The organism is Streptomyces millisiae, from assembly GCF_031845425.1.
Classification (GTDB): Bacteria; Actinomycetota; Actinomycetes; order Streptomycetales; family Streptomycetaceae; genus Streptomyces; species Streptomyces millisiae.
In genome coordinates, this window is the sequence record NZ_JAVREM010000038.1 from 35,648 (window position 1) to 58,738 (window position 23,091).

A 23,091-nucleotide genomic window follows, 5' to 3' on the forward strand; every position below is an offset into this window, starting at 1 on the left:
TCCGCCGCCCACGCCTTCCGTCCCCGTCACCCGCGGATCCCGTGATCCGCCGTCCCCGCCGAGGTGTTGCCCCGTGTCCGAGTCCGTTCCCCGCCCCGTCCCCGAGCCCACGGGGCCGCCGTTCGCGGCGGTGGATCTCGGCGCGTCGAGCGGGCGGGTGATGCTGGGATCGCTGGCCGACGGCGGTCTCTCGCTGCGCGAGGTGCACCGGTTCCCCAACCGGCCGGTGCGGGCGGGCGGGACGCTGCACTGGGACATCCTGGCGCTGTACCAGGGGGTGTTGGACGGGCTGCGGGCGGCCGGACGGGCGGCGGGCGGCCGGCTCGCCGGGGTCGGGATCGACTCCTGGGCGGTGGACTACGGGCTGCTCGACGGCTCCGGCGGGCTGCTCGGCAACCCGGTGCACTACCGGGACGCCCGCACCGACGGCGTGGGCGAACGGGTGGCGGAGCTGCTGTCGCCGGCCGAGCTGTACGCGGCGACGGGCCTGCAGTACCTGCCGTTCAACACCGTCTACCAGTTGGTCGCCGCGCAGGGCAGCCCGCAACTGTCGGCGGCGCGGCGGCTGTTGCTGATTCCCGACCTGATGGCGTACTGGCTGACCGGGGAGCAGGGCACGGAGCTCACCAACGCCTCGACCACGCAGCTGATCGATCCGCGTACCCGGGACTGGTCGTCCGGGGTCGCCCGGACGCTCGGCATCGACCTGGGACTCTTCCCGCCGCTGCGTGGTCCTGGCGATCCGGCGGGCCGGCTGCTGCCCGAGGTGCTGGCGGAGACGGGGCTCACCGGCCCGGTGCCGGTGACCGCGGTCGGTTCGCACGACACGGCCTCGGCGGTGGCCGGGGTGCCGGCGGCGGACGAGCGGTTCGCCTACATCGCCACCGGCACCTGGTCGCTCGCCGGCGTGGAGCTCGACGCGCCGGTGCTGGGCGAGGAGAGCCGGCGGGCCAACTTCACCAACGAGCTCGGCGTGGACGGCACGGTCCGCTATCTGCGCAACATCATGGGCCTGTGGCTGCTCCAGGAGTGCCTGCGGGAGTGGGCGGCGGACGGCGGCCCGAGCGAGCTCGGGCCGCTGCTCGCGGCGGCCGGGCGGGCGACGCCGCTGCGGTCGGTGGTGGACGCGGGCGATCCGGAGTTCATCGCGCCCGGCCGGATGCCGGAACGGATCGCGGCGGCCTGCCGGCGCACCGGCCAGCCGGAGCCGCGCGACCGGGCGGAGACGGTGCGCTGCGTGCTGGACTCGCTGGCCCTGGCGCACCGGGCCGCGGTGTTCGACGCGCGCCGCCTTTCGGGACGGGTGGTGGACACGGTGCATATCGTGGGGGGCGGCGCCCACAACGAACTGCTGTGCCAGCTGACGGCCGACGCCTGCGGGCTGCCGGTGGTCGCGGGGCCGGCGGAGGCGGCGGCGTTGGGCAACGTGCTGGTGCAGGCGCGGGCGGCGGGCGCGGTCACCGGCGGTCTCGCCGAGCTGCGGGCGCTGCTGCGGGCGTCGCAGCGGCTGCGGCGCCACGAGCCCTCGGGCGACCAGGCGGCGTGGGCGGAGGCGGCCGCGCGGATCGCCGGTCGGGAAGGGAGCTGAGGGATGCGGGTGGCGCTGTTCGTGACGTGTGTGAACGACACGCTGTACCCCAGGACGGGGCGGGCGGTGGTCACGTTGCTCGAACGCCTCGGGGTGACGGTGGAGTTCCCGCTGGAGCAGTCGTGCTGCGGCCAGGCGCAGTTCAACACCGGGTACCGGCGGGAGTCCGAGCCGCTGGTGGCGCGCTTCGGGCGGGTCTTCGAGGGCTACGACTACGTGGTGACGCCCTCGGGGTCCTGCACGGCCATGGTGCGGGAGAACTACCCGCGGGTCGGGGCGCGGGCCCGGGACGAGGGGCGTGGGGAGGCGCTGGCGCGGGTGGCCGAGTCGGTCGTGCCGCGGACGCTGGAGCTGACCGAGTTCCTGGTCGACGTGCTGGGGGTGACGGACGTCGGGGCCTACTACCCGCACCGGGTGACGTACCACCCGACCTGTCACGGCCTGCGGATGTTGGGGCTCGGTGACCGGCCCCACCGGTTGTTGCGGGCGGTGCGGGGGCTCGAGCTGGTCGAGTTGCCGGGGGCCGAGGAGTGCTGTGGGTTCGGCGGCACGTTCGCGGTGAAGAACGCGGCGGTGTCGGCGGCGATGGGCGCCGACAAGGCGCGGGCGATCGTGGGCACGGGCGCCGCGGCGGTGTGCACAGTGGACAACTCGTGCCAGATGCACATCGGTGGCACGCTGTCCCGGATGGGCGCGACCGTTCGCCCCGTGCACATCGCGGAGATCCTGGCCAGCACGGAGGAGGAGGTCTGGTGAGTGGCGGCGTGTTCGTGGGGATGCCGGCGTTTCCTGAGGCGGCGGAGGTCGCGGTGCGCGACGAGGTGCTGCGGGGGAACCTGCGGCACGCCACCGGCACCATCAGGGCTCGACGGGCGGCGGCGGTGGCCGAGTTGCCCGACTGGGCGGCGCTGCGGGCGGCCGGGGCGGCGATCAAGGAGCGCACGCTGCGGCACCTGGACCACTACCTGCTCCAGTTGGAGGAGCGGGTCACCGCCGCGGGCGGGGTGGTGCACTGGGCGGCGGACGCCGCCGAGGCGAACCGGATCGTGACCGAGCTGGTCAGGGACACCGGTGAGCGCGAGGTGGTCAAGGTGAAGTCGATGGCCACCCAGGAGATCGGCCTCAACGAGGCGCTGGCCGAGGCCGGCATCACCGCGTACGAGACGGATCTGGCCGAGCTGATCGTGCAGTTGGGCGAGGACCGGCCGTCGCACATCCTGGTGCCCGCGATCCACCGCAACCGGGGCGAGATCCGGGAGATCTTCGCCGACCGGATGGCCACCTGGGGCCGGCCGGCGCCGGAGGGTCTGACGGACGAGCCGGCGGAGCTGGCCGAGGCGGCCAGGCTGCACCTGCGGGAGAAGTTCCTGCGCGCCAGGGTGGCGGTCTCCGGGGCGAACTTCATGGTGGCCGAGACCGGCACCCTGGCGGTGGTGGAGTCGGAGGGCAACGGGCGGATGTGCCTGACGCTGCCGGAGACCCTGATCTCGGTGGTGGGCATCGAGAAGATCGTGCCGACCTGGCGGGACCTGGAGGTCTTCCTGCAGTTGCTGCCCCGCTCGTCGACGGCCGAGCGGATGAACCCGTACACCTCGCTGTGGACCGGCACCACCGAGGGCGACGGGCCGCGCGTCTTCCACCTGGTGCTGCTGGACAACGGACGCAGTGACACGCTGGCCGACACGGTGGGCCGGCAGGCGTTGCGCTGCATCCGCTGCTCGGCGTGTCTGAACGTGTGCCCGGTCTACGAGCGGACCGGCGGCCACGCCTACGGCTCGGTCTACCCGGGCCCGATCGGCGCCATCCTCACCCCGCAACTCCAGGGGATGGAGGACGAGTTGACGGCGTCGCTGCCGTACGCGTCCTCGCTGTGCGGCGCCTGCTACCAGGTCTGCCCGGTGGCCATCGACATCCCCGACGTGCTGGTGCACCTGCGGGAGCGGGCCGCCACCGGCGGCACGGTCACCCGGCGTGGCACCCCGACCAGGATCCGGCCGGCCCGCGGCCACGCGGCCGAGCGCGCGGCGATGCGCGCCGCCCGCTGGGCGTTCGACCGGCCGGCGGCGTTGCGCGCCGCGCAGCGGCTGGCCACCGCGACCCGCCGGCTGCACCCGCGCCGGCTGCCGGGGCCCGGCCGGGCCTGGACGGCGAGCCGGGACCTCCCGGCCTTCCCCGAGCAGAGCTTCCGCGACTGGTGGACGACGAGGAACCGAGATGACCGACAGCCGTGACCTGATCCTCGCCCGGGTCCGCCGCGCCCTGGTGGACGTTCCACCCGAGGAGCGGCCGGCCGACGTGCCGGTGGAGCGGGAGTACCTGACCACCCACTCCCCCGCCGACCCGGTGGCCGTGTTGGCGGAGCACCTCGCCGACTACCGGGCGGTGGTGCACCACACCGACGCGGCCGGCCTGCCGGCGCTGATCGCCGCCCGGCTCGCCGAGCGCGGCACCCGCACCCTGGTGGTGCCGCCCGGGCTGCCACCCGAATGGCTCAGCGAGGTGGCGGGCACCTCAGGCGACGGCGCGGTCACGGTCCGCGTCGACGCGTCGGAGGACACCCCGGCGGACCTCGACGCCGCCGACAGCGTGCTGACCGGCTGCGCCCTCGCCATCGCGGAGACCGGCACCATCGTCCTCGACGGCGGCCCCGACCAGGGCAGGCGGCGTATCACGCTCGTCCCCGACCACCACGTCTGCGTGATCCGGGCGCCGGAACAGGTCGTCGACTCGCTGCCGCTGGCGCTGCCCAGGCTGGACCCGACGCGCCCCCAGACCTGGATCTCGGGGCCCTCGGCGACCAGCGACATCGAACTGAACCGGGTGGAGGGCGTCCACGGCCCCCGTACGCTTGAGGTGGTTTTGGTCCATATCTGACGCATATCTGACGCATGGCCGCACGCTTCTGATGGGACGGGCTATGGAACTGATCGACGCCTTCGACCGGGGGATGGACGAGTTCGACCAGCGGGTCCACCAGGTGGGAAGTCGACAGTGGTCGTCCCCGACGCCCTGTTCCGACTGGACGGTGCGGGACCTGGTGAACCACCTGACCGGCGAGCACCTGTGGGCGCCGTGGATGCTGCGCGGGGCCACGCTGAGCGAGGTGGGCGACCGGTTCGACGGCGACGTGCTGGGCGAGGACCCGGTGGGCGCCTGGGAGGCCGCCGCGGCCGCCTCCCGTGAGGCGGCGCACCGGCCGGGCGCGCTCGACTCCCCGGTGCACACCAGCGGCGGGCTCACGCCGGCCGACGAGTACCTTCGCCAGATGACGCTCGACCTCACGGTGCACGCCTGGGACCTGGCCCGTGGCATCGGCGCCGACGACCGGCTCGACGACGAACTGGTGGGCCTGGAGTACGACTACGTGGAGCCGCGGATCGGCGACTGGCAGGGGTTCGGCGTCTTCGACCCGCCGGTGCCGGTGGCGGACTCGGCCAGGACCCAGGACCAGTTGGTGGCCCTGCTCGGCCGGCGGCCGTAGGGCCAGGAGCGGGCCGCGCCCTACGCCGCGGGACCGTTACCCGGCGGCGGGCGGCGCCGTAGCGTCGCCGGCATGGACACGAACGCGGCGGGAACGCTGGACGAGGCCCTGACCCGACTGCACGCCACAGGACCCGAGTTCGAGGGCTGGCTGACCAACCACGCGCCGATGGCGGTGGAGGCCCTGGCCCGGCACGGGCAGGAGCACCGCGTCCACCGCTGGGTGGACGCGTACCGGAGCCGCCTCGAGGACCGGCCGGCCGGTCACGGGCGGATCACGTCGGACAACTGGCGCGAGGCGCTGGGCGATCCGCGCTACCTGACGGACTGGGCCGAGTACTTCGGGGTGCTGCTCGCCGAGCGGCCGTGGCGCGCGGTGCTGGCCGAGTGGTGGCCACGGCTGCTGCCGGGCATCACCGCGGCCGCCACCCACCCGGTGATCCGGGTGGGGCACGCGGTCCGGGTGCTGCTCGGCGAGGGCGAGACCGGGCCCAGGCTCGCCGAGTTGGCGCACGCCCTCGGCTACTGGGCGGCCAGGCACCAGCGGTTGCCGGCCGGCATCGAGGCGCTGCCCGCGCCGGGCCCGGCGGAGGAGGCGTTGCGCGCGGTGGAGGCGGTCGACGACCAGTCCGGCGGCATCAACGCCCGCCTCGGGCGGCTGCGGCGGCTGCCGGCCTGGACCGCCGGGACGCCGGCCGACGACCCGGCGGCGGCACGCGAGCGGCTGCGGCGGCTGGTGCGCGGGGCGACGGACTTCTACGCCACCCACGGACACGGCGAGCCGGTGATGCTGGTGCACGCCGCGACCGCGCCGAACGCGGTGCTGCGGACGCTGCCCGCGCTGCCGGCGGAGCTGTGGCCGGCCAGCCTGGACGCGGCGTGGGCCGCCAGCTCCGGGGTGGTCGCGGCCTACCGGCCGGCCGCGGGCGCGCCGGTCGGCCGGGCGCCGGCCCTCACCCCCGAGGAGCTGTTCGAGCGGGCCGCGCGGCACGGCGACGCCCACGCCATCAAGCTGGTGGACACCGCCCTCGACGTGGCCGCCGGCCACCCCGACGACACCCTCGCGCTGCGCGCCGGGGCGCGGTCCCTGGAGCTCATCGACCCGGTCGACTGATCGGTCAGGGGGCGAGGGCCGCTCCGAACGCCCGGTGGGCGGGCTCGTCGAAGAGCACGAAGCGCAGCTCGACGAACGCGCCCACCGCCGCCGCCTCGGTGACCGCGCGGACCGCGACGCGCGCGGCGTCCGCCACCGGCCACCGGTACACGCCGGTGGAGATCGCCGGGAAGGCAACGGTCCGCGCCCCGAGTTCGGCGGCCACCCGCAGCGACTCCCGGTAGCAGGACGCCAGTTGCTCCGAGCGGTCCTCGGTGGTCGAGTGGACGGGGCCCACGGTGTGGATCACCCAGCGGGCGGGCAGCCGCCCGGCGGTGGTGGCGACCGCCTGGCCGGTGGGCAGGCCGCGACCGTAGCGGCCGGCGCGCAGCCGACGGCACTCGGCGAGGATCTCGGGGCCGCCACGGCGGTGGATGGCGCCGTCCACCCCGCCACCGCCCAGCAGCGAGGAGTTGGCGGCGTTGACGATCGCGTCGACCCGCTGCTCCGTGATGTCGCCGAGCACCCGGGTGATCGCCGGACGGGCCGTCATGCCGGCGGCTCCGGCAGGCCGGCGGCCCAGGTGAGGCCGCCCAGGAGGTGGCGGCGGAAGGCGGGGTCGGCGAAGGACTCACTGGTGTGGCCGAGCGCCGTGTAGAAGGACCGGCCGCCGGCGCGCTCGTGGCACCAGACCAGCGGGTGGTCGGCGCCCATCCGGCCGCCGGTGTACGTCGTCTCGTCGGCGGTGGCCAGGACCCGCACCCGGCCGCGGGGATTGGCGGTGAAGTTGTACCACTCGTCGGTGAACTCCCACCGGTCGGCGAGGTGGGCGGTGGCGGGGTGGTCGTGGTCCTCGACGGTGACGACGCCGGGCTGCAGCTCGGGGTGGCCGTCGAAGACGGCGCCGACCACCGAGTCGCCGAACCAGGGCCAGCCGTACTCGGTGGTGGAGGCACCGTGCACGCCGACGAAGCCGCCGCCGGCGGCGAGGTGGGCGCGCAGCGCGGCCCGTGCGGCGTCGGTCAGCGCGTCGCCGCTGGTGGACAGGAAGACCACGGCGCGGCTCCCGGGCAGACCGGCGACCAGCTCCGCCGGGTCCTCGGTGGCGGCGACGGCGAACCCGTGGGCCTCGCCGAGCTCGCGGAAGGCGGCGACGCCGGCCGGGATGGAGTCGTGCCGGAAGCCGGTGGTCCTGGTGAAGAGCAGGATCTGAGGGGTGCTCATGGGGGTTCATCGTAGGAGCCGGCCGGCGCGGGGCCCCGGCGGGTTTCGCCACGAACTCCTGGTCCCTGGCTGATTCCACGGATGAAGGGGCCATGATCACAGCCATTCCGGGCACGGAGTACCAGGCAGGCGATTATCGCGGGGCATATTCACCGGCGGGTCTTCCGCTCCGCCCCCTTAGGGCCCCATGATCTTGGGCGTACCGCATTGAGGAGTACCTATGCCCCGTGAACACGTTGCCCGGTTGTTCGTCCAGCAGGCCGGGGCGTGCGCCCGGCTCGGCTCGCCCCTGTACGCGGCACTGCTGGAGCGGGCGGCAGGGGACGTCGTCGACGGTGGCCCGTGCGCCGACGCGGTGGCCGGGTACGAGGAGAGCGGGGTCGAGGAGGCGCTCCCCCTGCGGTTGCTGGGCGGCGTGCACGCGTTGGTGCTGACGGGGCGCGCGGCGGGGCTCGCCGCGTACTACCCGAGCGCGGGCGGGGCGTTCACGCCCGCGGACGGGGACGCCGCGTGGCAGGCGTTCCGCTCCGTGGTGGCCGACGAGCGCGGGTGGCTGCGGGAGTGGCTGAGCCGGCCGCCGCAGACCAACGAGGTGGGCCGTGCCTCGCTGCTGCTCGCCGGCCTGCTGTACACCGTGCCCACGGCGCAGCGACCCGTCCGGCTGTTCGAGCTGGGCTCCAGCGCCGGGCTCAACCTCCGTGCCGAGCAGTTCCGTTACACGGCGGACGACTTCGCCTGGGGCCCCGCCGACTCGCAGGTGCGGTTGACGGACACTTGGGAGGGGTGCGTGCCGGACTGGCTGCGCACCGGCGCCGAGCGGCACCAGGCGCTGCGGATCGTGGAGCGGCGGGGCTGCGATCCGACGCCGATCGACCCGCTCTCCGCGGAGGGGGCGCTGGCGCTGCGCTCCTACGTGTGGCCCGACCAGCGGGAGCGGACCGAGCGCCTGGAGGGCGCGCTGCTGATCGCGGCCAAGGTGCCGGCCACGGTGGAGGCGGCGGGGGCCGCGGACTTCCTGTCCGAGGTGGAGCTCGAACCCGGCACGGTGACGGTGCTCTGGCACTCGGTGATGCGCCAGTACGTGGCCGACCAGGAGTGGGCCAGGGTGGAGCGGGAGGTGGCGCGGCTGGCGGCCGCGGCGACGGAGGACGCCGGCTTCGCCTATCTGGCGTTCGAGCCGCGCGCCGTGGCCGGCCGTCTCGGGTTCTGGCTCTCGGTGCGGGTGGGCGCCGGCCCCGAGCGGCTGCTGGCGAGCGCCATGCCGCACGGGCTGCCGGCCCGCTGGCCGGACGGGGGCGCCTGACGGAGGATGGGGTCATGGCACAGGCGATGACCGAGCCCGAGTGGCGGGCCTTCCTCTCGACCGGCACCAGGACCGCCAAGCTCGCCACGGTGCGGGCCGACGGCTCCCCGCACGTGGCCCCCGTGTGGTTCGTGCTGGACGGGGACGATGTCGTGTTCAACACCGGCGCCGGCACGGTGAAGGGCCGCAACCTGGCCCGTGACGGCCGGGTGGCGCTCTGCGTGGACGACGACGTGCCGCCGTTCGGCTTCGTCGTGGTGCACGGCCGCGCCACGCTCAGCGAGGACCCGGCGGACCTGCTCACCTGGGCGACCAGGATCGGCGGGCGGTACATGGGCGAGGACCGGGCCGAGCGGTTCGGGAAGCGCAACGCCGTGCCCGGCGAGCTGCTGGTCCGGGTGCGGATCGAGAAGGTGGTCGGCTACGCGGCGGTGGCCGACTGACGAGAGGGGTGCCGCGCCGGGCCCGTCAGCCGAGCAGCCAGGTGCGCCGGTCACGGGCCAGCCCGTAGAGGGTCTCGACGCCGTCCGGCCCCAGCACCCCGCCGCGCTCGGCCAGCGAGGTCAACGCCTGCTCCTGGAGCACCTCGACGTCCCGCAGCCCGGGCGCCACGGTGACGGCCGCCGCGGCCACGCAGACCAGGACCGGCCGCACGGCCACCCGGAAGCCGCAGGCGGCGGAGAGCGCGTGGGCCGCCCGGTGGGCGTCGCGGCGACAGCGGCGGACGTGGGGCGCCGCGCGCCGGTTGTCGATTCGCACCAGCTCCTCCTCGACCGTGAGCCGGGCGCCGCGGTGCAGCACGGTACGGAAGCTGAGCACCCCGCCGGGGCCGATGGCCAGGTGTGAGATGTCGGCGGCGCCGGGCAGCGGGATCGAGTGCAGGACGCGCCAGCCCGCGCCGCCGAGCGCGTCCAGCGCGGCGCCGGCCAACTGCTCGCCGCGCAGGGCCGCCAGCAGCGCGTCGCGCGGGGCCGAGCGGCCGAGCAGCCGGTCGACGGCCAGCCGCACCCGGCCGGCCGGCAGCGCGGCCACCCGGCCGTGCAGGATCTCCCCCGGCCGGTTCGGCGCGAGGTCGTCGTCCGGGTGCAGCCACAGCGGGCCGCTGCCCCGGAGTCGCCCGTCCGGGTCCGGTGGAATACCGTTGCCGTGCTCCCAGCCGCCCATGGGACCATCGTGCAGTCCCGGGGACCAGAGGTCATCTCCGGAGATGGACACACGGGAGGGTTCCGGCAGTGACACGAACGATCGACGCCGTGGCATGGGTGCACCCGGCGGAGGGGCGGCTGCTCACGGCGCGCTCGCGCGGGAAGGACGTCTTCTACATCCCGGGCGGCAAGCGGGACCCGGGCGAGAGCGACCTGGAGGCCCTGGTGCGGGAGGTGCGCGAGGAGCTGACGGTGGCGCTGCTGCCGGAGACCGTCGCGCACCTGGGCACCTGGACGGGGCCGGCGGACGGTCAACCGGAGGGCACGCTGGTGCGGATGGCCTGCTACACCGGCGAGTACCGGGGCACGCTCGCCGCCTCCAGCGAGATCGAGGAGATCGCCTGGTTCGGGCTCGCCGAGAAGCACCGCACCGCCGTGCTCGACCACGAGGTGTTCGACCTGTTGGCGGCGCGGGGCGAGGTGTGGTGACCGTCCGGCCGTGAGCCGCTGGTGGGCGTGGACTTCCGTACCATGGGGGCCGGCGAACGGAAGGACGGCGCGGTGGCCGGAGCACGGACCGACGGGCGGGTGGAGCGCGGGAACCAGACGCGCCGGACGGTGCTCGCCCGGACGATGGACATCGCCTCGGTCGAGGGCCTCGAAGGGCTGTCCATCGGGCGGCTCGCCACCGAGCTCGGGCTCAGCAAGAGCGGGGTGTTCGCGCTCTTCGGCTCCAAGGAGGAGCTCCAGCTGGCCACGATCCGCGCGGCGCGCGCGGTGTTCGCGGACCGGGTGGCGCGCCCGGCGGCCGCCGAGGCGCCGGGCCCGGGCCGGATCTGGCGGCTGTGCACGGCGTACCTGGAGTACTCGCGGGACCGGGTCTTCGCGGGCGGCTGCTTCTTCGCCGCGGTCTCGGCGGAGTTCGGCGCGCGCAGCGGCCCGGTGCGGGACGCGATCGCGGCGGCGCGCGCCGAGTGGGGCTCCCATGTGACGGAGATCGTCGAGGAGGCCAGGCTGGGCGGCGGGCTGCGCGCCGACACCGACGCCCGGCAGCTGGCCTTCGAGTTGATGGCGCTGCTCGAGATGGCCAACGCGGACTCCACGCTCCACGGCGACCAGCAGGGCTACGCGCGGGCGGCGACGGGGGTCCGGGACCGGCTGCGGGCCGCGGCCTCGGATCCCGCGGCGCTAGCCGAGATCGTCGGCTGAGACGAAGCCGACGACCGCCTCGAGGACGGCCGGGTCGGAGATGATCCGGCGGTGGCCGAGCCCTCTGGTGACCAGCAGTCGGGCCTGCCCCTCGTAGGCGGCGGCCACCAGTCGGGACTGGCCGATGTCGATCATGTCGTCCGCCTCGTCGTGGACCAGCAGCATCGGCAGGGTCAGCTCCGCCGGCCGGTGGGTGGCGGAGAAGCGGCGCCAGATGTCGACCTCCGCGGGGAAGATCCGGCGCTCGATGCCCTGCCTGAGGTGGGGCACGACGCGGTGGCTCAGCCCGAGCGAGGCTCGGAAGCCGTCGACCAGGTAGTCGAACTCGGCGGGCGCGGCGATGGACACCAGGCGCTCGGCCTTGACCTCGTCGCGCAGCGCGAAGAAGAGGGAGAGGCCGCCGACCGAGTGACCGACGACGGCGGCGAACCGGCCGTGTCGGGCGTGCAGCCGGCGGGCCAGCTCCCGGTACTCGAGGATCGAGGTCTCGCGGCCGGCCGACTCGCCGCAGCCCGGCGCGTCGAAGGTCACCGGGCTGTAGCCGGCGTCGAGCAGCGCCTCGGCCAGCGGGGCGAGGCGGGAGGCCCGGGAGAGCCAGCCGTGGGTGAGCAGCACCGGGCGGCGGCCGTCGCCCCAGGAGTAGACGACCGTCTCCTTGCCGGCGACGGTCAGCCGGTCGCGGGTGGCGCGGCGCATCATCGGCTCCTCCGCCGGGCGCACGGCGACCCGGACGGCGGGGTAGCGGTAGAGGTGGAGCGCCCAGCGGCCGGCGAGGCCGGGGGCGAGGAGTCCCGTGGTGTTGATCGCGGTCCTGATCAGTGCCGCTCTGAGTCGCATCCCTCGGCCCTCTCGGTGGCTGGTACGGCGGTCGAGACCCGAGAGATATTAGCACGATCGTTCGCACAGTTTTCTGGTCCTGGCGCGGCCCGGGCAGGGCCGGGCCGTCAGGGTCGCAGCACCTCCACCGCCTGCCGGTCGGGCTCCGGCTCCGCGGGCTCCACCCGCGCGTCCCGCCGCACCAGGTCGGCGTACCGGCCGCCGAGCGCCACCAGTTCCGCGTGCGTGCCGCGCTCGGCGATCCGTCCCCCGTCGAGCACCACGATCTGGTCGGCGTCCCTGATGGTGGACAGCCGGTGCGCGATGGTGATCGTCGTCCGTCCGGCCGACAGGGCGTCTATGGCCCGCTGCACGGCCAACTCGGTCCGGGTGTCCAGGGCGCTGGTCGCCTCGTCGAGCACCAGCACCGGCGGGTCCCGCAGGATGGTGCGGGCGATCGCCAGGCGCTGTTTCTCGCCGCCCGAGAAGCGGTAGCCGCGCTCGCCGACCACCGTGTCGTACCCGTCGGGCAGCGCGGCGATGTGGTCGTGGATCTGGGCCGCCCTGGCCGCCGCCTCCAACTCCGCCTGGTCGGCGTCGGGTTTGGCGAACCGCAGGTTCTCCGCGACCGAGGCGTGGAAGAGATAGGTCTCCTGGGAGACCACGCCGACGGCCCGGGTGAGCGAGTCGAAGCCGAGGTCCCGCACGTCGACGCCGTCCAGCGTGACCCGGCCCTGCGTGACGTCGTAGAGCCGGGGCACCAGGTAGCCGAGGGTGCTCTTGCCGGCGCCGGTCGGCCCCACGATGGCCAGCGAGCCGCCGGCGGCCACGGTCAGGTCGATGTCGGCCAGGGTGGGCTCGGCCGCCGGGTCGTAGGAGAAGGAGACCCGCTCGAACCGCACCTCGCCGCGCGGTTCGGCGAGCTCCACGGCACCCGGGCGCTCGGTGATGTCCACCGGCAGGTCCAGGTATTCGAAGATCCGCTGGAAGAGCGCGAGCGAGGCCTGCATGTCCACGCCGGTCGACAGCAGCGACACCGCCGGGCGCAGCAGTCCCTGCTGGAGGCTGACGAAGGCGACCAGGGTGCCGATCGACGGCGGTGCCCCGCCGACCTGGTACATCACCCCGGCCGACCAGTACAGCAGGGCCGGGATCGCGGCCATGATCATGCCGATCGTGGCCATTCGCCAGCGACCTGCCATGTTGGCCCGCACCTCGAGGCCGACCAGGCGCTCCGACTCGGTGGCGAAGTCCCGGGTGAGCGCCTCGGAGCGGCCCATGGTCCGGCCGAGCAGCACGCCGCTGACCGACAGCGACTCGGTGACCATGGCGGCCATCACGGCCATCTGCTTCTGCCGCTGGGTGGTGATCCGCTTTCGCTCCCGACCGACCCGGCGGGCCAGCCAGACGAAGAACGGCAGCAGCGCGAGGGAGACCAGGGTGAGCCGCCAGTCGAGCGCGAGCATGGCGACCAGGGTCGCGACCACGGCGGTGAGGTTGGAGACGAGCGAGGTCGCGGTGGAGGTGACGGTGGCCTGCATGCCGCCGATGTCGTTGGCGATGCGGGACTGCACCTCACCGGTCCTGGTTCTGGTGAAGAACGCCAGCGGCATCCGCTGCAGCTTGCCGTAGACGGCCGTCCGCAGGTCGTGCATGACCTGCTGCCCGACCGTGGTGGAGATCAGCGTCTGCAGCACTCCGAAGATGCTGCTGGTCACGGCGGCGGCGATCATGCCGAGGACGAGGAGTGCGAGCAGCCCGGTGCGTCGTTCGGGCAGCGCCGTGTCGATGACCTCGCGCAGCAGGAACGGGGAGGCGACGGCGACGAGCGAGGACGCGCCGACCAAGAGGGCCACCGCGGCCAGCCGGCCGCGGTAGGGGCGGAAGAGGCGGAGGATGCGCCGGATCTGCGCGGGCGGCGGCGCGGCGGCGGGCTGCCGGTCGGGCGGTGCGGGAAGTGGGTCGTGGTGGGGCATGGGCTCCTTCATGGATCGGGAGAAGGGAGCGAGAGGGCGGGGCGGGAGACGGCGGGGGCGGGGGCGAGACGTGACGGAGGAGGGAGACGGGACGGGACACGACGGCCGGAAGAGCCTTCCAGCGTACGGCGGGCGCCGCCGACGCCGTCCGGCCGCCCGCGCGGGGCGCGGCGCGCGTGCGCGGGGCGTGACGGGGCGCGTGGCACGCGGGAGGACGCGCCGGGCCGCGGCCACCGGCCGGTACCGCCGGTGCCCTCGTCCGCTCGTCCACCCCCGATGCCTCGGGGACCTTATGCCAGGTCACCGAGGTGCGAGAAGGGGGCGGCCCGGACACTGGCCGGAAGTAGCCACCCCGTGTTACCAAGAGCCATGCCCGCCCTCGCCTCGTACGACGCCGTCATCGTCGGCGGCGGCCACAACGGTCTGGTGGCCGCCGCCTATCTCGCCCGGGCCGGCCGCCGGGTGCTGGTGCTCGAACGGCTCGGCCACACGGGCGGCGCCGCGGTCTCCGCCCCGCCCTTCCCCGGCGTCGCGGCGCGGCTCTCCCGCTACGCGTACCTGGTCAGCCTGCTGCCCGAGCGGATCGTGGAGGATCTCGGGCTCCGGCTGACCCTGCGGAAGCGGGCGTTCTCCTCGTACACGCCGGTGGTGCGCGACGGGCGCCCCACCGGGCTGCTGGTGGGCGGCGGCGAGTCCAGGACCCGGGCCGCCTTCGCCGAGCTGACCGGCTCAGAGCGGGAGTACCAGGCCTGGCTGCGGTTCTACGACATGACCCGCCGGCTGGCCGTCCGGGTCTTCCCCACGCTGACCGAGCCGCTGCCGAGCCGCGCCGGGCTGCGGGCCAGGATCGCCGACGAGGCGGCCTGGCGGGCGATCTTCGAGCGGCCGCTCGGCGAGGTGGTGGAGGCGACGTTCCAGGACGACCTGGTGCGCGGCGTCGTGCTGACCGACGCGTTGATCGGGACCTTCAGCCACGCCCACGATCCGTCGCTGCGGCAGAACCGCTGCTTCCTGTACCACGTCATCGGCCAGGGCACCGGTGACTGGGACGTGCCGGTGGGCGGCATGGGCGCGGTGACCGGCGCGCTGGCCGACGCCGCGCGCGCGGCGGGCGCGGAGATCGTCACCGGGCACGAGGTGACCACGATCGCCACCGACGGCCTCACCGCCGAGGTGGGCTACCGCACGGACGACGCGGAGGGGGTGGTGGGCGCCGGCGTCGTGCTGGTCAACGCGTCGCCGCGGGAGCTCGCCAGGCTGCTCGGCGAGCCGGCCCCCGTGGGCGCCGGCAGCCGGCCCCGGCCGGAGCCGGTCGAGGGGGCGCAGTTCAAGGTGAACATGCTGCTGCGGCGGCTGCCCGCGCTGCGCGATCCCGCCGCCGATCCCCGGGAGGCGCTGGCCGGGACGTTCCATGTCGCCGAGGGGTACGAGCAGTTGGAGGCCGCCTACCGGCAGGCGGCGGCGGGTGCGATCCCCGCCGAGCCGCCCAGCGAGATCTACTGCCACTCGCTCACCGATCCCTCGATCCTCTCCCCCGAGCTGGCCGCGCTCGGCTACCACACGCTGACCCTGTTCGGGCTGCACGCACCCGCCCGGCTCTTCGCCGAGGACAACGCCGGAGCGCGGGAGCGGCTGCTGGCCGCGACGCTCGGGACGCTGAACGGGCTGCTGGCCGAGCCGATCGACGACTGCCTGGCCGTGGACGCGACGGGCCGGCCGTGCGTGGAGGCGAAGACCCCGCTCGACCTCGAGGCCGAGATCGGCCTGCCGGGCGGCCACATCTTCCACGGCGACCTGGCCTTCCCCTTCGCCGAGGACGACGAGGAGACAGCGAGCCCGGCGGCCCGCTGGGGGGTGGCGACCGGCCACGCCAACGTCCTGCTGTGCGGCTCCGGCGCCGTGCGCGGCGGCGGGGTCAGCGGCGTGCCCGGGCACAACGCGGCGATGGCGGTACTGGGGCGGTAGCCGGCCGGGGCCCGCCACGGATCCGGTTTCCGGTTCCGAAACTTTCGAGTTCGCGCCGGATAGACAACCTTTTCTATCCCAGGGCCCACCATGATGCGGCATCACCACCCCCCACAGAATCGAGGACTCCCATGCAGGGCACGCACCGCTCGGAGAAACCGAGCCGCCGCAACGTGCTGTGGGCCGCCGCGCTGGGCACCGGGGCACTCGCGGTCTCCGGGCTGGCGTCCGCCGCGTCGTCGAGCGCGGCCACCGGCCGCGCCGCGAAGGAGGACACGCCCGTCAGGCCGCTGGCCTTCAGCCACCCCGGGATGTTGCACACCCAGGCCGCCTTCGACCGGATGGCGGCCCGGGTGGCGGCCGGCACCCAGCCGTGGATCAGCGGCTGGAACCGGCTGACCGCCAACGGGCACTCCGCCAGCACCTGGACGGCCCGCCCCACCGCCACCATCATCCGTGGCGGCGACGGCCAGAACTACCCGCAGCTCTACAACGACATCCACGCCGCCTACCAGAACGCGCTGCGCTGGAAGATCACCGGCGCGGCGGCGCACGGCGACAAGGCGCGCGACATCCTCAACGCCTGGTCGGGCACGCTGACGACGGTGACCGGCAACGCCGACCGCTTCCTGGCCGCCGGCATATACGGCTACCAGTTCGCCAACGCCGCCGAGATCATGCGGGGTTACCCGGGCTTCGACCTGGCCCGCTTCCAGCGGATGATGCTCAACGTCTTCTATCCGCTCAACGACAACTTCCTGGTCAACCACAACGACGCCTGCATCACCAACTACTGGGCGAACTGGGACCTGTGCAACATGGCCTCGATCATGGCCATCGGGATCCTGACCGACAACCAGTCGATGTTCGACCGGATCGTCGACTACTTCCACAACGGCGCGGGCAACGGCTCGCTCCCGCACGCCGTGCCGTTCGTGCACAGCGCCGGCCTCGCGCAGTGGCAGGAGAGCGGCCGGGACCAGGCCCACAGCATCATGGGCATCGGACTGATGGGCACCATCTGCGAGATGGCCTGGAACCAGGGCGTCGACCTGTACGGCGCGGACAACAACCGTTTCCTGAAGGCGGCCGAGTACGTGGCCCGCTACAACCTGGGCTACGACGACCTGCCGTTCACCACCTACCGGTGGGGGTCGGGGCAGAACTGCGCGCAGCAGCAACAGACCGTCATCGGCAGCGGCGGCCGGGGCCAGGCCCGCCCGGTCTGGGAGCGCGTGTACCACCACTACTGGGCCCGTCGTGGGCTCAACACCCCGAACCTGTCGGAGATCGCCAGGGCCCAGAGCCCGGAGGGCGGGGGCGGGGACTACGGCACCACCAGTGGTGGCTTCGACGAACTCGGCTTCGGCACGCTGACCTACGTGTTGCGGTGAGGTCGAGGTGAACGGCCGCCCGGTCCCCGCCCGCGCGGGGACCGGGCGCCGTCACGAACCGGCGGACCGGCGCGGTCTCGGCCGCCGCGGCGGCGCCGCGGGCGGCGCGGTCGAGTCGCGGACGACGACGTGGGTGCCGAGCAGCGCGTACTGCTCGGCGGACGAGCTCTCCCCCTCGCGCAGCCCCAGGGCCAACCGCACGGCGGTCCTGCCGAGTTCGGCGTAGGGCACGTGCACGGTGGTCAGTCTGGGCCGCAGGTCGGTGGCCAGGTCGATGTCGTCGTAGCCGACGAGCGAGACGTCGCCCGGCACGTCGAGCCCGGCGTCGGTCAGCGCGGCGAGGGCGCCCGCGGCGACCACGTCGGTGACGGCGAACACCGCGGTGAAGTCGCGCCCGGCGGCGAGCCGCCGCCGCAGGTTCTCGTAGGCGTCGGCCCGGTTGAAGTCCGCCTCCTGGATCAGCCCCGGCTCGCTGGGCGCGTCGAAGTCGGCCAGGGCCCGCCGGTATCCGGCGACCCGCCCGGCCGAGGTGGTGGTGCCCGCTCGGTCGGCGCCGAGGAAGAGGATCCTGCGGTGTCCCTGGGCGAGCAGCCGGCTCACCACCGCGTAGGCGCCGCCCTCGTTGTCGTACTCGACGACGGTGGCCGGCACGCCCTCGCCGAGCGGCGGCCGCCCGCAGAGCACCAGGCGGGACCCGGAGGCGTCCAGGGAGTGGGCGATGGCCGTCATCTGCTCGCGGTAGGCGGCGTCGTCCACCACCCCGCCGATCAGGATCACGGCGCCGGCGCCCTGTTCCCGCATGGTGCGCACCACGGAGAGCTCGCGCTCGGGATCGCCCTGGGTGGTACAGATCAGGCAGATCCTGCCCCGCCGCGCGGCCTCCTCCTCGACGCCGTGCGCGACCTGCGCGAAGGAGGCGCCGCGCACGTCGTTGAGCACGAAGGCGACGGTGGGCGTGCCGCGGCCGCGCAGCGCGCGGGCGTGGGTGTTGGCGACGTAGTCGAGCTCGCGGATGGCGCGCAGCACCCGCTGCCGGGTGCGTTGGGCGACCGGGTAGTTGTCGGCGAGCACCCGGGAGACCGTCGCCATCGAGACCCCGGCCCGCTCGGCCACCTCGCGGAGGGTCGCCGGCCCCCCGTCGCCACTGGTCATGGCAGCGCTCCGCGGTCGCCGTCGCTCGTCATCCCGCGCAGTCTAGCCGGAGCGACGGACGGTGGGACCGGCTCAGTCCTCGCCGCCCTTCTCCCACCGGAACAGGTAGGACATGGCGAACGCGAGCAGGCCCGTGAGCCCGGCGGTGGTCGTCATGGCCTTGCCCAGACCGTCGAGGACGCCCGAGACCAGGCCCGCGTCCCGGCCGGCGACCCCGATCGCCTGACAGACGACCACGACCGTGCCGAGCAGCAGGAAGACGACCAGGGCGGTCTTGAAGAGGGGCATGGCGACGCGCTGGGCGAGGACCCTTGCGGTGCGGACGCCGGAGGTTTCGGTGGTCATGTCGTTCCTTTCCGAGGTGGCGTGGCAGGCCCTAGACGAACAGCGGCAGCGCGCCGGTGGCGACGAGGACCCCGATCGCGAGGATCGGCAGCACGAACCAGAGGATGAGCCGGAGGAAGGTGCGGGACGGGTCCACGCCGGCGATGCCGCTCGCGATGTAGATGGGCGCGGCGCCGGGCGGCGAGGCGCCCTCCGTCGAGGCGAAGATCAGGACGGCGGTCGCGGCCGTGGCGGGGGAGGCGCCGGCGGCGGTGAGCGCGCTGAAGGCGACGCCGCCCACCGCGGCGATGGTCGCGGTCCCCGTCAGGGGCGCGGCGATCACGACGATCAGGACGCCGACCAGGGCCGCCACGGCCCACAGGGGCGCGTCGAGCCGGTTCATGATGTCCGTCAGCTGGTCGACGAGACCCAGCTCGCCCAGGCTGCCGGCGGCGGCGAACGCGAACAGCAGGGTGGCGCCGATGACGGCGTAGCGGGGCGCCATCTCGCCGAGCATCGTGCCGTACTCGGCGGCGGTTCGCGGCAGCCGCCGCCAGGCCACCAGCAGGGTGGCGAGCAGCGTCAGCACCGGGATCCACACGACGATGCTGATGGCGTCGGCGGCGGAGCCGACCCGCGATTCGAGGAACTCCACCCCCATGTCGAGGGTCATCAGCACCGGGATCGCGATGCCGACGTAGACCAGCATGGAGGTGAAGCCCTCCCGCAGCGCGACCCGGAACGGGGTGATGTCCGACTGCCGCATGGCCGCGACGTCGTACCTGCGCACCCAGACGAAGACCACGACGAACCGGTAGAGCACGGTCCACAGGCCGCCGACGAAGCTGGCGACGAACAGTTCGTCGGCGGTGAGCACCGGCGCCACGGCGGCGGAGCCGAGCAGCAGGAACATGGACGAGCTCGGCGGTATGGAGATCCCGAGGCCGGCGTTCCCGGCGACCAGTGACGCGGCCAGGTCGGGCCGCCAGTTGGACCTGATCATCCAGGGGATGGTCACCGAGCCCACGGAGGCCGCGATCCCGGAGCCGGAACCCGCCGGGCCGCCGAGCAGCGCCGCCGTCGAGGTCGACACGTAGGCGGAGCCGCCCCGTAGCCGGCCGAAGACCGAGTTCAGCAGGGTGACCTGCCGGTCGATGATGCCGAGTCTGGTGAGGAGGTAGCCCATGAAGACGAACGCGAGGGCGGCGAAGACGACCTCCTCGGAGAACGCCTCGTCGAGGCCGGCCGCCGCGAGCCGCGGCGCGTCGGTGCCGCCGAACAGGCAGACCCCGAGGAATCCGACGAGCATGGCCTCGCCGATGTTGCGTCCGAGAACGGCGTTCCAGACCACGATGATGGCTATGTAGGCGATGAGTGCCCAAACCGCTGCGCCCACGACGAGCTCCTTCGGTCGTACCGGCGTTTCACATTTCGGGTGTTGACTGAGCTGGTGCCATCGCCGGACGGGGGTGGGTCGGGGCGGTACTGGACACCGGTGGCTCGCGGTGCGCTGTCAGGAGATCCGGTCCGCCAGCGCGAGGATTCCGCGAGCCTTGGTGACGATGGGGGCGTCGACGAAGCGGCCGTCCGGGAGGGCGAGCGCTCCGACGCCGTCGAGCCCGGCCCGGTCGGCGGCGTCGACGACCTCCCGGGCACGGCCGATCTCCTCCGGGGTGGGGCGGAAGGCGGCACGGATGAGGGGGATCTGCCGGGGGTGGATGGCGGTGCGGCCGAACATCCCCAGGCCGCGTCCGTGGGCGCAGGAGGCGATCAGGCCCGCCTCGTCCCGGACGTCGGGATGGACCGACATCGGCACCGGACCGAGGCCGGCGGCCGCGGCGGCGAGCACCACCCGCAGCCGCAGCTGGTCGAATGCCGATTCGAGGCCGATGGACAGCGCGGCCGCCAGGTCCTGCTCGCCGAGGGCCAGGCCGGCGACCCGCGGATGGGCGGCGATCGCCTCGACGTTCGCCAGGCCGCGGGCCGACTCGAGCAGCGCGTGCGCGACCGTCGGCCGGTCGCCGAACGCCTCGTCGACCACGGCGAGGTCGTCCGCCGAGTCGACCTTGGGCAGCCGCAGGGCGTCGAGCCCCGGCGCGTCGGCGAGTGCCCTGAGATCCTCGCGGCCCCGCCGGGTCGCGAGGTCGTTCACCCGGACGTGGAACGCCGGCCCGGCGCCCGCGTCCCGGGCGGCCAGATGGCGCACCGCGTTCTCGCGCGCCTCGTCCTTCCGGGCCGCGTCGACCGCGTCCTCCAGGTCGATGATCACGACGTCGGCGCCGCTCGCGGCGGCCTTGGCGAAGCGCTCCGGGCGGTCGCCGGGGACATAGAGCCAGGTGATCGGCATGCTCATGCGATGATCCCCCGCTCGCGCAGCAGGTCGATCTCGTCCCTCGGGTAGTCGAGCGCGGTGAGGATCTCGTCGGTGTGCCGACCCAACGGCGGCCCGGGCCACCGGACTTCGCCCGGGGTGTCGGAGAGGCGGAACAGCACGTTCTGCATCGTGACGCTGCCCAGCTCCTCGTCGGGAAGCTCGACGAAGGTGCCGAGTGCCTCGTACTGCGGGTCCTTGGCGATGTCGGACACGTCGTAGATCGGGGCGATCGCCGCCTGCGCCTCGGTGAACGCGGCGATCACCTCGTCGGCGTCCCGGGCCGCGATCCAGGAACCGACGGCCTCGTCGAGCTCCTCGACGTGCTGGACCCGGCCGTGCCCGGTGGCGAACCAGGGCTCCTCGGTGAACTCCGGCCGGCCGACGAGACGCATCACGCGCTCCGCGATCGGCTGGGCCGAGGTGGAGATCGCCACCCAACGCCCGTCCCGCGTGCGGTAGGTGTTCCGCGGCGCGTTACTGCTCGACCGGTTGCCGGTCCGCCGGGGTATGAGACCGAGGGCGCGGTAGGCCGTCATCTGGGGGCCGAGTATGCCGAGGATCGGCTCGATGATGGCCATGTCGATCACCTGGCCGCGCCCCGTGGACTCGCGGGCCCGCAGCGCCACCATGATCGCGTAGGCCATGGCCAGCCCGGCGATCCCGTCGGCCATCGCCAGCGGCGGCAGCACGGGCGGCCCTTCCGGCTCGCCGGTGCTCGCCGCGAAGCCGCTCATGGCCTCGGCCAGGGTGCCGAACCCGGGCTGGCCCGCCATCGGCCCGAACTGTCCGAAGCCGGTCATCCTGGCGACGATCAGCCGGGGGTTGAGCTCCCGCAGCTCCTCGGGCGCCAGGTTCCACCGCTCCAGCGTGCCGGGTCTGAAGTTCTCCACCAGCACGTCCGAGTCGGCGACCAGCCGGCGCAGGATCCGCTGGCCCTCCGGTGCCGACAGATCGACGGCGGCCGTGCGCTTGTTGCGGGACAGCGTCTTCCACCACAGGCCGACCCCGTCGACGGCGGCCCCGTGTCCCCGGGAGGGGTCACCCCTCCTGGGGTGCTCGATCTTGATCACGTCGGCGCCGAAGTCCCCGAGCATCATCGCGGCCGTCGGGCCCGCGAAAAGGGTGGCGGTGTCGACGACCTTCACGTCGGCGAGACTCGTCATGGCGCTGTAACTTATAAGATGTACTGTGCAAGTCAAGAGGGCGGACGAGATCGCCCCTTCCGGCGGGGCTCAGGCGAGACACCTCACGGCCGGGGTCACGCGAGGTCGAGGGGCAGTGATGGAGTCACCCGGGTCGGCCGAGGGCCACCGCCAACCGATGAGCAAGGCCGACTACGTCTACGAGGTACTACGCGACGAGATCCGCAACGCCCGCGTCCCCGGCGGCACCCAACTCAAAGCCGCCCACCTCGCCGAACGCCTCGGCGTCTCCATCACACCCGTCCGCGAAGCCCTCCGCCGCCTCGAAAAAGACCGCCTCGTCAGCTACCAGAGCCACCGCGGCGCCACCGTCATCGACCTCACCGACGAAGCACTCATCGAGTTCTACCAAGTCCGCGCCGTCATCGAAGGCCTCGGCGCCCGCCTCGCCGCCACCCGCATCACACCCCAACAACTCACCCAACTCCGCGCGCTGCACGAACGCATGGTCACCGACGCCGCCGCCGGACGGCTGGACGCACTCGGTGATCTCAGCCGCCGGTTGCACCTCGCCATCGCCGACATCGGCGGCCCCGCCTTCCTCGGTCAGCACGCTCACGCCGTCCGCGACAGCTACCCCGTGCCCGCCACCGCCTCCCTCTGGCTCGACCCCCAACAAGCCAACACCCACCTCACCGAACACCAACGCCTCCTCGACGCACTCGAAGCCCACGACCCCGACACCGCAGAACGCGTCATGATCGACCACGTCCGCGCCAGCGGCACCTACCGCGCCCGCGGCCGGAAGCAGCTGTGAACTCCCCGGGCGAGGCGGCGGATCGGTGTCGGTCGACCGGGAGGCGGACATGGAGGCGGGTGCGCGGGGAGGACCTCGCTCACTCCCCG

23 protein-coding genes are annotated in these 23,091 nt (G+C 73.9%); 13 read left to right on the plus strand and 10 right to left on the minus strand.

What is annotated here, in order from left to right:
• Positions 1-73 precede the first annotated feature (73 nt).
• From RNC47_RS23725 to RNC47_RS23750, 6 genes are all read left to right on the plus strand, one after another.
• A complete protein-coding gene (locus tag RNC47_RS23725) occupies positions 74-1,588 on the plus strand; it encodes a rhamnulokinase (protein ID WP_311601552.1) in 1,515 nt (504 codons plus the stop codon).
• A 3-nt stretch (positions 1,589-1,591) separates the two neighbouring features.
• Positions 1,592-2,344 (plus strand): (Fe-S)-binding protein, encoded by a 753-nt coding sequence (locus tag RNC47_RS23730; RefSeq protein ID WP_311601553.1) that lies wholly within the window; start codon positions 1,592-1,594, stop codon positions 2,342-2,344.
• 20 nt (positions 2,345-2,364) lie between these two features.
• Positions 2,365-3,819 (plus strand): lactate utilization protein B, encoded by a 1,455-nt coding sequence (locus tag RNC47_RS23735; RefSeq protein ID WP_311601578.1) that lies wholly within the window; start codon positions 2,365-2,367, stop codon positions 3,817-3,819.
• Positions 3,803-4,462, plus strand: coding sequence for a LutC/YkgG family protein (locus RNC47_RS23740; protein ID WP_311601554.1), 660 nt, complete (start codon positions 3,803-3,805; stop codon positions 4,460-4,462). Before RNC47_RS23735 ends, RNC47_RS23740 begins: the two co-directional genes overlap by 17 nt.
• Before the next feature lie 43 nt (positions 4,463-4,505).
• On the plus strand, positions 4,506-5,069 hold the full coding sequence (locus RNC47_RS23745; protein WP_311601555.1) for a TIGR03086 family metal-binding protein: 564 nt from the start codon (positions 4,506-4,508) through the stop codon (positions 5,067-5,069).
• A gap of 72 nt (positions 5,070-5,141) precedes the next feature.
• Entirely contained in the window at positions 5,142-6,182 is a 1,041-nt protein-coding gene (locus RNC47_RS23750; protein ID WP_311601556.1) for a questin oxidase family protein, read from the plus strand.
• 4 nt (positions 6,183-6,186) lie between these two features.
• On the opposite strand, the gene RNC47_RS23755 is transcribed toward RNC47_RS23750, so the two are convergent.
• The gene (locus RNC47_RS23755; RefSeq protein ID WP_311601557.1) at positions 6,187-6,714 is read right to left on the minus strand and encodes an O-acetyl-ADP-ribose deacetylase; all 528 of its coding nucleotides are present in this window, start codon (positions 6,712-6,714) and stop codon (positions 6,187-6,189) included.
• On the minus strand, positions 6,711-7,385 hold the full coding sequence (locus tag RNC47_RS23760; RefSeq protein ID WP_311601559.1) for a ThuA domain-containing protein: 675 nt from the start codon (positions 7,383-7,385) through the stop codon (positions 6,711-6,713). Before RNC47_RS23760 ends, RNC47_RS23755 begins: the two co-directional genes overlap by 4 nt.
• 220 nt (positions 7,386-7,605) lie before the next feature.
• Here RNC47_RS23760 and RNC47_RS23765 point away from each other — a divergent pair, with 220 nt between their 5' ends.
• The gene (locus RNC47_RS23765; RefSeq protein ID WP_311601560.1) at positions 7,606-8,688 is read left to right on the plus strand and encodes a DUF2332 domain-containing protein; all 1,083 of its coding nucleotides are present in this window, start codon (positions 7,606-7,608) and stop codon (positions 8,686-8,688) included.
• 14 nt (positions 8,689-8,702) lie between these two features.
• Positions 8,703-9,131, plus strand: coding sequence for a PPOX class F420-dependent oxidoreductase (locus RNC47_RS23770; RefSeq protein WP_311601561.1), 429 nt, complete (start codon positions 8,703-8,705; stop codon positions 9,129-9,131).
• Between the two features lie 25 nt (positions 9,132-9,156).
• On the opposite strand, the gene RNC47_RS23775 is transcribed toward RNC47_RS23770, so the two are convergent.
• Positions 9,157-9,852: a nuclease-related domain-containing protein gene (locus RNC47_RS23775; protein ID WP_311601562.1), complete on the minus strand. Its 696-nt coding sequence runs from the start codon at positions 9,850-9,852 to the stop codon at positions 9,157-9,159.
• A 68-nt stretch (positions 9,853-9,920) separates the two neighbouring features.
• Here RNC47_RS23775 and RNC47_RS23780 point away from each other — a divergent pair, with 68 nt between their 5' ends.
• Both RNC47_RS23780 and RNC47_RS23785 read left to right on the plus strand, forming a co-directional pair.
• Positions 9,921-10,322: an NUDIX hydrolase gene (locus tag RNC47_RS23780; RefSeq protein WP_311601563.1), complete on the plus strand. Its 402-nt coding sequence runs from the start codon at positions 9,921-9,923 to the stop codon at positions 10,320-10,322.
• 72 nt (positions 10,323-10,394) lie between these two features.
• Positions 10,395-11,042, plus strand: coding sequence for a TetR/AcrR family transcriptional regulator (locus tag RNC47_RS23785; protein ID WP_311601564.1), 648 nt, complete (start codon positions 10,395-10,397; stop codon positions 11,040-11,042).
• On the opposite strand, the gene RNC47_RS23790 is transcribed toward RNC47_RS23785, so the two are convergent.
• Both RNC47_RS23790 and RNC47_RS23795 read right to left on the minus strand, forming a co-directional pair.
• Positions 11,022-11,879, minus strand: coding sequence for an alpha/beta hydrolase (locus tag RNC47_RS23790; RefSeq protein ID WP_311601565.1), 858 nt, complete (start codon positions 11,877-11,879; stop codon positions 11,022-11,024). The genes RNC47_RS23785 and RNC47_RS23790 overlap by 21 nt on opposite strands.
• A 107-nt stretch (positions 11,880-11,986) precedes the next feature.
• On the minus strand, positions 11,987-13,834 hold the full coding sequence (locus RNC47_RS23795) for an ABC transporter ATP-binding protein (protein WP_311601567.1): 1,848 nt from the start codon (positions 13,832-13,834) through the stop codon (positions 11,987-11,989).
• Between the two features lie 369 nt (positions 13,835-14,203).
• Here RNC47_RS23795 and RNC47_RS23800 point away from each other — a divergent pair, with 369 nt between their 5' ends.
• Positions 14,204-15,799: a phytoene desaturase family protein gene (locus RNC47_RS23800; protein WP_311601568.1), complete on the plus strand. Its 1,596-nt coding sequence runs from the start codon at positions 14,204-14,206 to the stop codon at positions 15,797-15,799.
• Between the two features lie 131 nt (positions 15,800-15,930).
• On the plus strand, positions 15,931-17,193 hold the full coding sequence (locus tag RNC47_RS23805; protein WP_311601569.1) for an alginate lyase family protein: 1,263 nt from the start codon (positions 15,931-15,933) through the stop codon (positions 17,191-17,193).
• Positions 17,194-17,244: 51 nt separating this feature from the next.
• Here the strand turns inward: RNC47_RS23805 and RNC47_RS23810 are convergent, their stop codons facing one another.
• The 5 genes from RNC47_RS23810 to RNC47_RS23830 form a co-directional block, all read right to left on the minus strand.
• Positions 17,245-18,345: a LacI family DNA-binding transcriptional regulator gene (locus RNC47_RS23810; RefSeq protein WP_311601570.1), complete on the minus strand. Its 1,101-nt coding sequence runs from the start codon at positions 18,343-18,345 to the stop codon at positions 17,245-17,247.
• 72 nt (positions 18,346-18,417) lie between these two features.
• A complete protein-coding gene (locus RNC47_RS23815; protein WP_311601571.1) occupies positions 18,418-18,690 on the minus strand; it encodes a hypothetical protein in 273 nt (90 codons plus the stop codon).
• Between the two features lie 31 nt (positions 18,691-18,721).
• Complete coding sequence (locus RNC47_RS23820) at positions 18,722-20,065, minus strand: TRAP transporter large permease subunit (protein WP_311601572.1); 1,344 nt, start codon at positions 20,063-20,065, stop codon at positions 18,722-18,724.
• Positions 20,066-20,182: 117 nt separating this feature from the next.
• Complete coding sequence (locus RNC47_RS23825; protein ID WP_311601573.1) at positions 20,183-21,022, minus strand: HpcH/HpaI aldolase/citrate lyase family protein; 840 nt, start codon at positions 21,020-21,022, stop codon at positions 20,183-20,185.
• Positions 21,019-22,206, minus strand: coding sequence for a CaiB/BaiF CoA transferase family protein (locus RNC47_RS23830; RefSeq protein WP_311601574.1), 1,188 nt, complete (start codon positions 22,204-22,206; stop codon positions 21,019-21,021). The genes RNC47_RS23825 and RNC47_RS23830 overlap by 4 nt, the downstream gene beginning before the upstream one ends.
• Positions 22,207-22,324: 118 nt before the next feature.
• On the opposite strand from RNC47_RS23830, the gene RNC47_RS23835 reads away from it, so the two are divergent.
• Complete coding sequence (locus RNC47_RS23835; protein ID WP_311601575.1) at positions 22,325-23,002, plus strand: GntR family transcriptional regulator; 678 nt, start codon at positions 22,325-22,327, stop codon at positions 23,000-23,002.
• Positions 23,003-23,091 lie beyond the last annotated feature (89 nt).